At 47.2% G+C, this 12,900-nt stretch carries 7 protein-coding genes, 2 rRNA genes and 1 riboswitch (1 of these 10 running past the window's edge); of the genes, 2 read left to right on the top strand and 7 right to left on the bottom strand.

Features of this window, described 5'->3' with window-relative positions:
- Nucleotides 1-2 precede the first annotated feature (2 nt).
- From thiS to thiC, 3 genes are all read right to left on the bottom strand, one after another.
- Nucleotides 3-203 carry a sulfur carrier protein ThiS gene (gene thiS, locus FIU95_RS05870; RefSeq protein WP_152452384.1) on the bottom strand — a complete coding sequence of 67 codons (201 nt, stop codon included), beginning with the start codon at nucleotides 201-203 and terminating at the stop codon, nucleotides 3-5.
- The gene (thiO, locus tag FIU95_RS05865; protein ID WP_152452382.1) at nucleotides 203-1,279 is read right to left on the bottom strand and encodes a glycine oxidase ThiO; all 1,077 of its coding nucleotides are present in this window, start codon (nucleotides 1,277-1,279) and stop codon (nucleotides 203-205) included. Before thiO ends, thiS begins: the two co-directional genes overlap by 1 nt.
- Before the next feature lie 107 nt (nucleotides 1,280-1,386).
- Complete coding sequence (gene thiC, locus FIU95_RS05860; protein WP_152452380.1) at nucleotides 1,387-3,297, bottom strand: phosphomethylpyrimidine synthase ThiC; 1,911 nt, start codon at nucleotides 3,295-3,297, stop codon at nucleotides 1,387-1,389.
- A gap of 85 nt (nucleotides 3,298-3,382) precedes the next feature.
- Nucleotides 3,383-3,481, bottom strand: a riboswitch (TPP riboswitch).
- 273 nt (nucleotides 3,482-3,754) lie between these two features.
- On the opposite strand from thiC, the gene FIU95_RS05855 reads away from it, so the two are divergent.
- Nucleotides 3,755-4,681 (top strand): SGNH/GDSL hydrolase family protein, encoded by a 927-nt coding sequence (locus FIU95_RS05855; protein ID WP_152452378.1) that lies wholly within the window; start codon nucleotides 3,755-3,757, stop codon nucleotides 4,679-4,681.
- A gap of 93 nt (nucleotides 4,682-4,774) precedes the next feature.
- On the opposite strand, the gene FIU95_RS05850 is transcribed toward FIU95_RS05855, so the two are convergent.
- Nucleotides 4,775-6,325, bottom strand: coding sequence for a thioredoxin domain-containing protein (locus FIU95_RS05850; protein ID WP_152452376.1), 1,551 nt, complete (start codon nucleotides 6,323-6,325; stop codon nucleotides 4,775-4,777).
- Between the two features lie 245 nt (nucleotides 6,326-6,570).
- On the opposite strand from FIU95_RS05850, the gene FIU95_RS05845 reads away from it, so the two are divergent.
- Nucleotides 6,571-8,229: an acetolactate synthase large subunit gene (locus tag FIU95_RS05845; protein WP_152452374.1), complete on the top strand. Its 1,659-nt coding sequence runs from the start codon at nucleotides 6,571-6,573 to the stop codon at nucleotides 8,227-8,229.
- Between the two features lie 187 nt (nucleotides 8,230-8,416).
- Here FIU95_RS05845 and FIU95_RS05840 read toward each other — a convergent pair whose 3' ends face one another.
- The 3 genes from FIU95_RS05840 to FIU95_RS05830 all read right to left on the bottom strand — a co-directional run.
- Entirely contained in the window at nucleotides 8,417-10,624 is a 2,208-nt protein-coding gene (locus FIU95_RS05840) for a hypothetical protein (RefSeq protein ID WP_152452372.1), read from the bottom strand.
- A gap of 871 nt (nucleotides 10,625-11,495) precedes the next feature.
- A 5S ribosomal RNA gene (gene rrf, locus FIU95_RS05835) occupies nucleotides 11,496-11,611 on the bottom strand.
- 204 nt (nucleotides 11,612-11,815) lie between these two features.
- A 23S ribosomal RNA gene (locus FIU95_RS05830) occupies nucleotides 11,816-12,900 on the bottom strand (it continues 1,797 nt past the right edge of the window).

Genomic DNA, 12,900 nt, shown 5'->3' with positions numbered 1-12,900 from the left:
TTCTAACCCCCTACTACTGGCGCAACAATATCCAGGCTATCGCCGCTATTAATCTGTGTATTACCATATTCCGAGCGGCTGACAAAACTACCGTTAACCGCAACGGCAAATGTTTCTCCGCGATACCCCAGTTGATGTAAAAGTGCAGTGAGTTTTATGGGAGATTCGAGGCTGTGAGCTTCCCCATTGATTGATACTTGCATCAAACCACCTGTAACCGTTGTTGCGTTACTTGATTCACGACCTGCTCTACCATCGCCGGCGCTAAAAGATAGCCGTGGCGATAGAGGCCATTTACCCGCACCAGCCCATCCTCATTGTGTATATATGGCAGATTATCCATAGTGGCAGGGCGACAGTTCACTCGAGTCTCCACAATACGAGCCTCGGCAAATGCCGGATTAAGGGAATAAAGGGCAGAGGAGAGTTCCATGCTAGAGCGCACCGAAATCGGGGACAGATCTTCACTTTCAATTTCTGTAGCGCCAATCACAGTGCGGCCATTACTGCGGGGCACGGCGTAGAGTTTGTAACGGGGATGAAGTAGGCGCACTGGACGCTGTAAAACCACCTCTCGGGATTCCACGACCATCACCTCACCGCGGACACCGCGCAAGCCCTCCACCTGCCCCTTGGCACCTAGGCCACGACAGTCGATCACACAGTCGAATTTCTCTTCCCCTGAAGCAAGAGAAATTTGTCCCGCTTCACAACTCACCTTACTGTGGTCTCTTAAATTCACACCTTGCTGGCGCAATATGGTCAGCAATATGGGTAACAGGCATTGATTATTGATATCCGCCTCACCCCGCAGGTAAAGCCCCTGCTCAAAGCTTTGCAGGGCAGGCTCCAACTCAGCCAGTGCATTGACATCCAGCGGTTGCACCTGCTCCCCCGCGGATTCGCCCAACTTACCCTGCAACTCCCTCAGGAATTGCAATAACTCACTCCTGTCTTTACCGTGTGCCACCAGAATCGAGCCCGCTCTGCGGTACTCCACTTTGCACCCACTCTGTTGCTCCAGTTGCCTGGACCAGTCAGACCATAGCTCGAGGCTTTGCAGTCCCAGTTGGTAGACTCGCTTATCACTGTGCACCAACTCCGATAGTGGCGAGATCATCCCCGCCGCCGTCCAGCAGGCACCCCCTTCCGATGCCGACAAATCGCCGGCCTCAAACAATGTTATATCCAGGTCTCGCCGACTGAGCCGCCAGGCGAGTAGCCGCCCCAGAAGACCGCCACCGGCAATAGCTATACTGGCTTTGGTTTTGCCTGTCACAGATCACCTATCTTCACAAAATCAAATAGATACTGGCGATAGCAAACTCCCTTTACTCCACCACACTCATACAAAGATTGGGGGAGCTACCCTCCCCCAGAATCGCATCAGCCCTTGTGATAAATTTCGCTACCCATATCCTTAAATTTAATCGACATCTCCTCCATTCCCCGCTCTGCTTCCTGTTTGGCCGCGTAATCGCGCACATCCTGAGTAATTTTCATGGAGCAGAATTTTGGTCCACACATAGAACAGAAGTGCGCTACCTTGCCGGATTCTTTAGGCAGGGTTTCATCGTGATAGGCTCGTGCCCGCTCCGGGTCCAAACCGAGGTTAAACTGATCTTCCCAGCGGAATTCAAAGCGGGCTTTTGACAGGGCGTCGTCGCGCTTTTGTGCTCGTGGATGTCCCTTGGCCAAGTCTGCGGCATGAGCCGCAATCTTATAGGCCATCAAGCCCTCTTTAACATCCTCTTTATTGGGTAGACCCAAATGCTCTTTAGGCGTCACATAGCAGAGCATGGCGCAACCGTAAGTGCCGATTAATGCTGCGCCTATACCGGAGGTAATGTGGTCGTAACCGGGGGCAATATCCGTAGTCAGCGGGCCGAGGGTATAAAAAGGCGCGCCGTGGCAGTGCTTTAGCTGCTCATCCATATTCTCTTTGATTTTGTGAATAGCCACATGCCCCGGTCCTTCGATCATGGTCTGCACATCGTGCTTCCATGCAACTTCTGTGAGCTCGCCAAGAGTATGCAGCTCTCCAAATTGTGCCTCATCATTGGCATCGGCGATGGAACCTGGGCGCAGACCATCACCGAGGCTAAAGCTCACATCGTAAGCTTTCATGATTTCACAGATTTCTTCGAAGTGGGTATAGAGGAAATTCTCTTTGTGGTGTGCCAGACACCATTTGGCCATGATAGAACCACCCCGCGAAACAATACCGGTCATACGCTTCGCTGTAAGCGGTACATAGCGCAACAGCACGCCAGCATGGATGGTAAAATAATCCACCCCCTGCTCCGCCTGTTCAATCAAAGTATCGCGATAGACATCCCAGTTCAGGTCTTCGGCGATACCGTTCACTTTTTCCAGCGCTTGATAAATCGGTACTGTACCAATAGGCACCGGAGAATTTCGTAAAATCCATTCACGGGTTTCGTGAATACTGGCGCCGGTGGAGAGATCCATCACGGTATCGGCACCCCACTTGGTGGACCAAACCAGCTTTTCCACCTCCTCTTCAATAGAAGAAGTCACCGCAGAATTACCAATATTTGCATTCACCTTACATAGGAAGTTGCGCCCGATAATCATCGGTTCCACTTCCGGGTGATTGATATTCGCGGGAATAATCGCCCGACCTTCGGCGACTTCCCTGCGAACAAATTCGGGAGTGATTTGCTCGGGAATAAAAATACTATCGCGCGCTTTTTGATATTGGCTTTCACTCATTTCTGAAGCGAGTTTGGCGCGCCCCATATTTTCACGAACAGCAACAAATTCCATCTCCGACGTGATGATACCGCGGCGAGCATAGTGCATTTGCGATACATTACTTCCCGGTTTGGCCCGACGTGGGCTGGGAAGATTCTCAAAGCGGATATGATCCAGACCTTGGTCTGCCATACGTTTCTGGCTGTAGGCGGCTTGGCGGGAATCCAGCAGCTCTGTATCTCCTCTAGCCTCTACCCAGCCCTGACGCAACTTGGGTAGCCCCTGGCGTACATCGACTTTGAAACCAGGTTCAGAATAGGGCCCAGATGTATCGTATACGGTGAGCGGTTCATTGGGCTCCAGAAGGGGATTATCTGCATCTCCACCTACCACGCTATCCCCCAGGCAGATTTGGCGAGCACCAACCTGAATATCCGGCGTTTCCCCAGGTAAATACACCTTTCGTGAATTGGGAAAAGATTGAACCGTAAGGTTCTCAAGAAATGCTTTAGCAGAATCGCGGCTGGCAGCGCGGGTGGATTTTCCGGCTTTGCCGGATTGTTCAATGATCTCGGACATGCGTAACCTTAAAGCTTGAGGATTTAAAGGTCGCAGCGTCCAGGGCACACGCAAAGAGAAAAGCCGCCAAACTGTAAAAAAACAGGCGACTTCAGATCTTGTTCCCTACGCGGGGGTTACCCCGATCAGGTTCAACGGATCTCGCAATAGCGATCTCAGCCCACAGGCACTCCGACAAGTAGAGCGCAGTATAGTGGAAGCTCTCGAATATGAACAGATTGTCGATCTCAACTTTCAACAGACTCTAAATAACCCTCTCCATGGTGCTACGACCAAAAAAATCTCGATGTTCTAGGCGACAAAAATTCAACACGCTTCAACTTATTTGAAACTGACCCAGCGGTCGATATCATTCCCACCGGCACTCATTCCACCTCAACCTAAACTGCACAGGTTCACCGATCCAGTTTTAAAACAATAATGAACTACGACGAAAGTCGGTGTGGGAGAAAATACAATGTGGAATAGATATGGAGTTATAACAGCACTCGTTTTAAGTGTTATGTCGATACCGACAGCTTTAGCTGCCCCTTCTAAATCCGTTGCTGCTGGTGACAGTATTACCATGGCATTCGGAGCAGACTGTACCCGTAACAAGTATTTCTGGGATTTGTTTTGTCTCCTCGGTGGAGACCAACCGGAACACTCCTGGTTTGATGGTGATAAAAACTCCGTTGAGAGTATTTACGATAAGTACAAGATCATTTCACCCAACATGGCTGCGAATAAAAAAGCTGCTGAATCAGGGGCAGAAATGCGTGGAGGAAAGAAGAACTTTGCTGTTCAGGCTGATCGAATTTTATCCCAATCAAATATCGCCGACCACGTCGAAGTTGTTCTTGGAGGAAACGATATTTGTAACCGGGATTGTACCGATCCCAATAACTGTGATGATCCTCTATACACAGAAAGTGAGTGGCGCTCAGCAATTCAAGCAGGCTTAGATAAACTCGTCGATGGTCTTCCCAATGGATCTACCATTCTTTTAGGCTCAGTACCAAGGGTGCAGGATCTGCGAGCAGCCGGCTTAGCCAAGCAGTCAAGCAACTCCCGGGTAAATTGTGAACATGTTTGGTCAACCTTTGGGATTTGCAAAATAGCCACTAATGGCGGCAGTTTAAATGGAGAAGACTTTGCCACTCGCTACAACGCAATTACTGCAGCTCAACGTCGCTACAATGAAATTCTCGTTGAGGAAGCGGAGAGCTATAACGGCACCAACGGTGTTGAAGTGATAGCCGAGTATACTGGGGAAGGTGAGGTAAATGCTGGTACCTTCCAGTTTGGCAAAGATGACATTGGTGGTGGAGACTGCTTCCACCCCAGTATTCAGGGCCAAAACATCGTTGCCGATCTACTTTGGCAGGGCAATCCAGATAAATAACTAGCTGTCCATTCGGTGAACATTGGGCCCTCCTGAAAACTTCCTCAGTGGGCCCATAACTATTTACCTTTCTTTACCTCTCTTAAGCTATCTTCAATCTTTCTCAAAATAGCCCTGCTCTTCAACAACATATTGTATTCGCTGGGGCAACCCCTTTCGCATAAAAGCTACATCGATAATCTGACCGCTGGTAAGAGCATCCCATAGGTTATTTTGACCACTATGTACCCAGCTATCATTAACTCTCATTAGGACATCATTCTCTTGAAAACCCAGGGCGGTGAAGAACTCATTATTTGTGATACCTTCGAGTCGCATCAGGTGATGTCCCTCAACCTCCAATTCGGCCTCGATAAATTTGGCTTCCAGAACTTCCCGTTGCTCCAACTGCTTACTCAGCCAAGACTGCCCTAAGGTAAGAACTCCTGAAGAAGCTATCAGCTGGCGGCTCCCGGGCCCCAAAGGCTGCTCAATGCGCCGCTTTAATTCAGCATTCTGTTCATAGGAATGCGTCTGTAAAACATCAGTGCCCCCCTTCCCTTTCAAAGGTAACTTCTCCAGACCTGCTTTGCTTTCAATAACTGCATAACTAGAGTGAAGACGGAGCAAGGAGGCACCAGCTATCAATTCTTGCCCTACATTAAAATATTTAGCCGCAGCTTCCTTTACTTGGATCAACGCCTTTGATTTGCTCTTTACACTGGATTCACTAACCCCCAGTAAAGTAAGTGACAAACCGGTGATTGGTAAATCTCGATCATCAATAGTCTCATCATCTTTCCAAACATAGGTTTCTTTTGGATTTATGCCCATAGACCGTAGCTCTTTTTCTATCCAATAGGCATATTGCTCAAATTTACGCGGCCCTTTTAGATAAAAGCCATTAATAAAGACAACAGGTACATTTTTAAGCCCTAGACCTAGTGCCCAGTCCCTATTTTCAAGTACAGATGCTTTGGGGGTATCACTGGATAAACACATTTCAAACTTCTGAGCATCTAATTGTAACTGCCCGATTAGTTGGGAATAGGTATCCCCATTAATTTCTGGTGTTAATACATATAATGCATCGTGGTACTCCCAAAATCTGCCTTGATCAGCTGCACAGCGTGCTGCCGTGCCAGCCCGGAGACCTTCTCTGTGAAACTTAAGTGGAAAATCAAAGTGTACCTGGCTTACCCACCCCTTATAGGTCGACATAAGGCGACGTATAACCGGTTGTATAGCTTTACAGTGTGGGGACTGAAAGGAGCAGAAAACGGCTAAAGTAACAGGGGCTTCCCTACTACCACGAAGATTCTGATTAGCAGTGGGTAAAGTAATTCTCGGTGGCTCAGGGGCAGTCAGAAGAATCTCAATTTTTTTACCGGATGCATTGTTGCCGTCTTTTTTATCTATCCAAGCATTGAGTTTATTCAAGCGTAATTCATATTCCTGCTCTGCTATATCATACAAAGCCAACTCTAAAGTGCTATCTAGCTCCTGAAGAGTAATTACCCGGCCATCAATGCGTGCAGCCGCCTCATAAGAAGAGCTTTGCATTTGCTTAGATGTTATTTCCTCTCCCTTTTCCATACACCCAACGGCGACACAACCAAGAGAAAACAAAATTATTAGTCTCAATAGAAGCTTTAACTGCCACATGAATTAAACTCTCTTTTTCTTTTTATAGCGATCCTAACAAGCGATTAGCAGGCAACCTAACAAATAAAGAATAAGCGCCAAAATCCCTCTAAAATTGTGATCCTATTTTGGTATTCTGACAGTAATTTCATTAAAAAGGAGCGGCTTAACAAAACAAATGAATTACCACCTATTCTTGGTAACGCCTTCGACTAAAGTCTCCGCTTATTTGATAGATAGTCGAATTTCATGCCAAGGAAATATCTATGAATAACACTCTAACAAATGTTTCAGAACTGGTGGTTTCCTGCCTTGAGAATGAAGGGGTTGAATTTATATTTGGAATTCCCGGAGAAGAAAATATTCTCTTTATCGATGCCATAAATGGCTCCCGCTTACGATTTATCCTTGCCCGCTCGGAACAGGCTGCCGCTTTTATGGCAGATATGTATGGCCGGGTTACAGGCAAAGCTGGCGTGTGTTGTGCAACCCTTGGTCCGGGAGCCATCAATCTCCTACTGGGAGTGGCCGATGCCAATGCCGATAGCACTCCCCTCGTAGCAATTAGTGCCCAGGCAGGTATCGATAGGCTTTATAAAGAAACCCATCAGTATATTGATCTAGTAAAGATGTTTGAGCCTGTCACTAAGTCATCAAAGATGATCATAAATCCAGAGTCCACCTCCGAACTGGTACGTGCAGCATTCAAGATCTCTCAAGAGGAGCGACCCGGAGCCTGTTACTTATGTGTTCCAGAAGACATAGCGGCTATAGAAGTTTCCACTAATAAACATCCACTGCCTGTTAACACCATGCAGAACCCCGCTCCATCTATGGAGAAAATCAAGAGTGCGGCAAAAATATTAAACCAATCGCAAAGACCTATTGTTCTTGTTGGTCATGGGGCGGCCCGAGCTAATGCTCAGGAGGCTTTGGTTCAATTCTCTGAGGCTTTAAATGTAGCAGTAGCCAGCACATTTCATGGAAAGGGTACCATGCCAGAGAATCACCCAAACTCGCTGGGTGTGATGGGTTTTATGGTCCACGACTATGCCAATTTTGGCTTTGATACCGCCGACGTTGTTGTCTGTATAGGCTATGAACTCCAGGAGATGCCACCAGCACGTATAAATCCAAGGGCGGACAAAAAAATCATCTACATTCATAATTTTCCAGCGGAAGTCGATGCCAATTTCAATATCGCACAAGGTATAGAAGGAGATATAACCCTTTCCCTAAAAGAATTAACCAAACATGTAAAAGCCAAGCCAAATCTGACTAGCGAAGATTTCAAAATACAAAAACTACTCAGCAAAGAGATTGACAACGGTAAGGCGTCTAATGCCTGCCCAATGAAACCCCAACGGGTTGTTGCAGATATTCGGGAAGCTATGGAGGCAGATGATATCGTGCTCACCGATACCGGTGCAGTGAAGATGTGGATGGCACGCCTGTATCCAGCATACAAGCCCAATACCTGTCTGATCTCCAACGGGCTTGCCACCATGGCCTTTGCCCTACCCGGCGCTATTGGTGTCAAGCTCGCCTATCCTGAGCGCAGGGTACTCGCGGTGATGGGTGACGGCAGCTTTATGATGAACTCTCAAGAAATTGAAACCGCAATCCGTGAGAGTATTCCCATTGTTATTTTAATTTTTGTTGATAGCAGCTATGGGCTCATCAAATGGAAAATGGATCTAGAGCTCAAGCATCACAGCCATGTCGACTTCCAGAACCCAGATTTTGTTAAATATGCTGAAAGTTTTGGCGCAACAGCTTATTTAATCGAAGAGAGCGATCAACTCTTACCAACACTAAAACAAGCCTTGGCAGCGCACACAGTTTCCGTGATTGCCTGCCCTGTAGACTATTCTGAAAATGATAAGTTGACCGATCATTTGGGTGAACTTGTCGAATATTTCTGAGCACTGGACTTGAATTTATAAGATGTTAACAAACTTAGTTGGAAGTATCACTCACACTTTTACTTGCATACAACAACCTGTAGACAAGCCTGAAATTTACTGATCAAAACGAAACCGGGCCACTTATGTGGCCCGGTAAGTGTCAAAATCAGCTCAAGAACCTAGATTCTTACTTGATCAGGCTAAACTATTTAACAGTACACTTAAACTGCCAGGTCTTAGTAACACCGCTATCCGAATCACCGCCTGGAGCAGGGACGTTAACCTCAACTTTCACGTACTCTGGACCCAACTCAGCGTCATTGGCCGCGACGATAGTAAATTCAACTAGTTCCGGGCCAAAATCAATCTCATCAGAACCGTGACTAACTTTACAGTTTTCTGAGCTAGTCTTTACGGTCGTACCCTCAGGCAAGAGCCCGTTGTAAAGGTCGGAAAGGTAAAAATAAAGGTGAGTCGCGCCCCCTAATTCAACTTCAACTTCAGGACTGGAAGTATAATCATCATCTAAAGTTCTAAATATTCCGTAGGGTTCACTTCCTGCCACAAGAATTACGAGCTCTTCACGCACATGGACAAGTTCTTTCGAGCAAGCACCATCTGCTTCAGCTGCCTCAGAGCAGTTAAGGCCGTTATAAATACCATTGCCACTATCGTACTTTCCGTTGTTATTTAGTGGGATAAATAGCTCTTCATCACCGGCCACTTGTGGGCAATTGGGAGAGCAACTACCAATACTCCCCGGGTTCCCAAAGGCCCCATCTTCATTGTGATCTAAAAATGCTTCCGGTAAATCTATAAACGTTTCTCCGGTGTCATATTGCCCATTACTATTCGCGTCAGTGTAACTTTCCTGCCCCAGCGCATAAGCGAGGATAGTAGAGCGGCCGCCATAAGGTTGGCCTAGCGACTGTGGACATGGAAAGCCGCCCATTCGGCCAGTAACCGGACAGGTCGTGTTAAAGATAGTCCGAAGAGAGTGCTCCACACCATCATCACCAATGAATTTATAATCCAGAGGTGCTCGGGGATTCTGGCTATTCCAATCCACTGAGCAATCCCCATCGACAGTAGTACAGTAGCCGGCAATGCGTCCATACTCAGTTTTGAAAGAGATAGCGGTACCATCTGGAATTGTATTGTCATCGTCACCAACCCTAATAGTGATTTCGGACGTGACACCATCATAGGCATCACCATTCACTCTAAGGACGCTAGCAGCCAAAGAGAACGAATCCTGATCAAGAATGCCTGCTGAAACCACTAAATCACTAGAAAAGGTATGAGAACTGTTCCCGTTGCTATCAGTAATTATGGCTTTAACGCGAACTGGCAGCGCTACTCTTCCAGCAGAAACCAAAGCGATTACTTCACCATTAGCATCGGTCGTTCCAGAGCTACTAGCAAGGTTGACGTTTCCGTCTCCGTTTTCCAAAGTGAAGTTAACTTCCACCCCACTCATTGGCAAGCCATCTTTGCTGAAGACCTGAAAACGCACTTCTGATGTTTCCTTTCCTCCAGAACCTTGAATATTGATTATCTCAGGCTCAGCGCTCACAAACTTAATGGAACCTACTTCTGGAGGCATTACAGTAAGCTGGCCGCTGGCGGATATACCTGGGTAAGTCACTAATGCTGCAGTGATACTATCCTGACCTTCACAGCCCTCCGCAGTATATGTGGAAGTTGCCTTACCCTCTGTCGTAGTAACCGGAGAATCAAGAGTAGCAACCGCTGGTTGGCTCAAGCTGCAATTACTGGAAAATTCTACTTGTATCTTCTTAGAATAAAGATTGCCGTCAGGGCCTTGCACATAGACACTAACTGGCGTAGTACCCTTAGAAGATAAATTCTGAGCAAGCACCTCCAGTTTCCCCGACACAAACTGCTGATTGCTATCCAAGTAACCAAGCTTCAGAGAAGGCTCTTCGATACTGAATCGCAGAGGCGAGTAAGGTGCCTGATCAGTACTAACACTATCGTAGGCAACAATAACCTCTCCGGCACTTCCTATTTCCAATCCTTCAACACTCAGTTCCAGAGTAGCGACACCACTATCATTGGTCTTAACTATTCCGCTTTTAGGAGTCAACTCACCCAAAGTTGTTGTGACAGTTACGTTATCAGAGGCAACAGGATCACCATTGTCACGCTTAACCGTCACATGAACTCGTACCGGTTCTTCAGGGTTGGGATTTGCAACCAACTCATCGGTATTCAGGTCACGCAGCTCTACATTAATGCTATAAGAGGGATCTGCTTCTGGTGAAGTTGGATCCTGAGTGGAATCGTCATCGCTTCCACCACTTCCACCACCACAGGCAGCCAGTGAAACTGCAATGGTCAGCAATAGAAACCATCGCGCAATTGATTGGTACAGCGTAAGAATGTGCATCTAACTATCCTTCAATATCTTTAGCGCCCAATGGCAACAGCCTTTGTTGTCCAACTGGGTATGTACAGTCTTCCTCGACACGGCTGAACACGTCTTTAGCTATCGTCTACCACTCTTGCGAGTGAGAAGCCTTAAGGTACGTCTGTCGTGTTTTGCATAAGAGCAGTTAAAAAACTCTTCAACACACAAGAAAATGCAACGAGCGACTATCCTGAATCGCTGTAATAAAATCAAGTTCTTTATGCCTATACCGTACGACTGTTCCACAAAAATATGGTCAGGATGAGATTTAGGTCAAAAAATTTCTTATAAGAGCCCTATGAATCAGCACAGGCTTGCTTTACTAACAGAAAGCCTGGATAGACTTGTGTATAACTGCGGTATATCCGCGCCAGGGCCCGTGGTTGCTCGGGATCACCAAAACGTGCAAAAAATCACCGGACTTTTTATTGGTATTTCTGTGTCAGTTTTTTTAGTGCAAGGGTTTTTATGTACTGGAAATTAATTTTTAATTTCGGAGTAATTTTTTGCGGTATGTGAGATGCGGATTAAATAACGTGGCGTATTTTTCTGTATTTCTTATTTTTTACCTTACGTAAATATTGAGAAAAACACCTTGTTTAAAGGATTGGAAGCCGTTCGAACTTTTGTGGAAGCTTTGTGTTTTTCTGGGGTTTTCGTAGAGTTGGATTTTTCGGCGGGAGTGTTGCGAGTAAAAATTCGGTTGGAGGTTGGCCGGAGTTTTATTTTTCCTCCAGAGCACACTTTTCTTCCAACTCTATTTTTTATTTTCTGCTTTTATTATTTTTATTAACTATTTTTTCGCACATAAAAAAAGGGCCACCCATTGGGTGGCCCTTTCGGATTAGAAGCCTGACGATGACCTACTCTCACATGGGGAGACCCCACACTACCATCGGCGATGTTGCGTTTCACTTCTGAGTTCGGCAAGGGATCAGGTGGTTCCACAACTCTATTGTCGTCAGGCAAACTGGCTTGGGTTGGCTTGGTCTTATGGGCGTTTGCCCTGCGCTGCCGTTTGACTGTCCGTTTGCCACTGAGTTTTTCTCAGTTAACAGTCAACCCAAATAAGGTCGGTGAAAAAATCTGTAGTAATACACCGCAAGCGATTGTATGTCTCTTGCTCACAATCCGCTAGCTTAGCTAGTCGTTAGTAACCATCTCTGTTGTATGGTCAAGCCGCACGGGCAATTAGTACTGGTTAGCTCAACGCCTCACAGCGCTTCCACACCCAGCCTATCAACGTGGTAGTCTTCCACGGCCCTTTAGGACTCTCAAGGAGTCAGGGAGATCTTATCTTGAAGGAGGCTTCCCGCTTAGATGCTTTCAGCGGTTATCCCGTCCGAACATAGCTACCCGGCAATGCCACTGGCGTGACAACCGGAACACCAGAGGTTCGTTCACTCCGGTCCTCTCGTACTAGGAGCAACTCTTCTCAAATCTCCAACGCCCACGGCAGATAGGGACCGAACTGTCTCACGACGTTCTAAACCCAGCTCGCGTACCACTTTAAATGGCGAACAGCCATACCCTTGGGACCGGCTTCAGCCCCAGGATGTGATGAGCCGACATCGAGGTGCCAAACACCGCCGTCGATGTGAACTCTTGGGCGGTATCAGCCTGTTATCCCCGGAGTACCTTTTATCCGTTGAGCGATGGCCCTTCCATACAGAACCACCGGATCACTATGACCTACTTTCGTACCTGCTCGTCATGTCTGACTCGCAGTCAAGCGCACTTATACCATTATGCTCATTGCATGATTTCCGACCATGCTGAGTGCACCTTCGTACTCCTCCGTTACTCTTTGGGAGGAGACCGCCCCAGTCAAACTACCCACCATACACTGTCCTCGATCCGGATAACGGACCAGAGTTAGAACCTCAAACATACCAGGGTGGTATTTCAAGGACGGCTCCACAGTAACTAGCGTTACTGCTTCAAAGCCTCCCACCTATCCTACACAAGTAGGCTCAAAGTTCAGTGCAAAGCTGTAGTAAAGGTTCACGGGGTCTTTCCGTCTAGCCGCGGGTACACTGCATCTTAACAGCGATTTCAATTTCACTGAGTCTCTGGTGGAGACAGCGTGGCCATCGTTACGCCATTCGTGCAGGTCGGAACTTACCCGACAAGGAATTTCGCTACCTTAGGACCGTTATAGTTACGGCCGCCGTTTACCGGGGCTTCGATCAAGAGCTTCGCCGAAGCTAACCCCATCAATTAACCTTCCGGCACCGGGCAGGCGTCACACCGTA

Source organism: Microbulbifer sp. THAF38 (assembly GCF_009363535.1).
Lineage (GTDB): Bacteria > Pseudomonadota > Gammaproteobacteria > Pseudomonadales > Cellvibrionaceae > Microbulbifer.
This window is presented reverse-complemented; position numbering and strand designations above follow the sequence as displayed.

Coding starts and splice junctions, on each gene's coding strand:
- FIU95_RS05850 (WP_152452376.1), bottom strand. CDS start 6,325: ATGTGGCAGTTAAAGCTTCTATTGAGACTAATAATTTTGTTTTCTCTT.
- FIU95_RS05855 (WP_152452378.1), top strand. CDS start 3,755: ATGTGGAATAGATATGGAGTTATAACAGCACTCGTTTTAAGTGTTATG.
- FIU95_RS05840 (WP_152452372.1), bottom strand. CDS start 10,624: ATGCACATTCTTACGCTGTACCAATCAATTGCGCGATGGTTTCTATTG.
- FIU95_RS05845 (WP_152452374.1), top strand. CDS start 6,571: ATGAATAACACTCTAACAAATGTTTCAGAACTGGTGGTTTCCTGCCTT.
- thiC (WP_152452380.1), bottom strand. CDS start 3,297: ATGTCCGAGATCATTGAACAATCCGGCAAAGCCGGAAAATCCACCCGC.
- thiS (WP_152452384.1), bottom strand. CDS start 203: ATGCAAGTATCAATCAATGGGGAAGCTCACAGCCTCGAATCTCCCATA.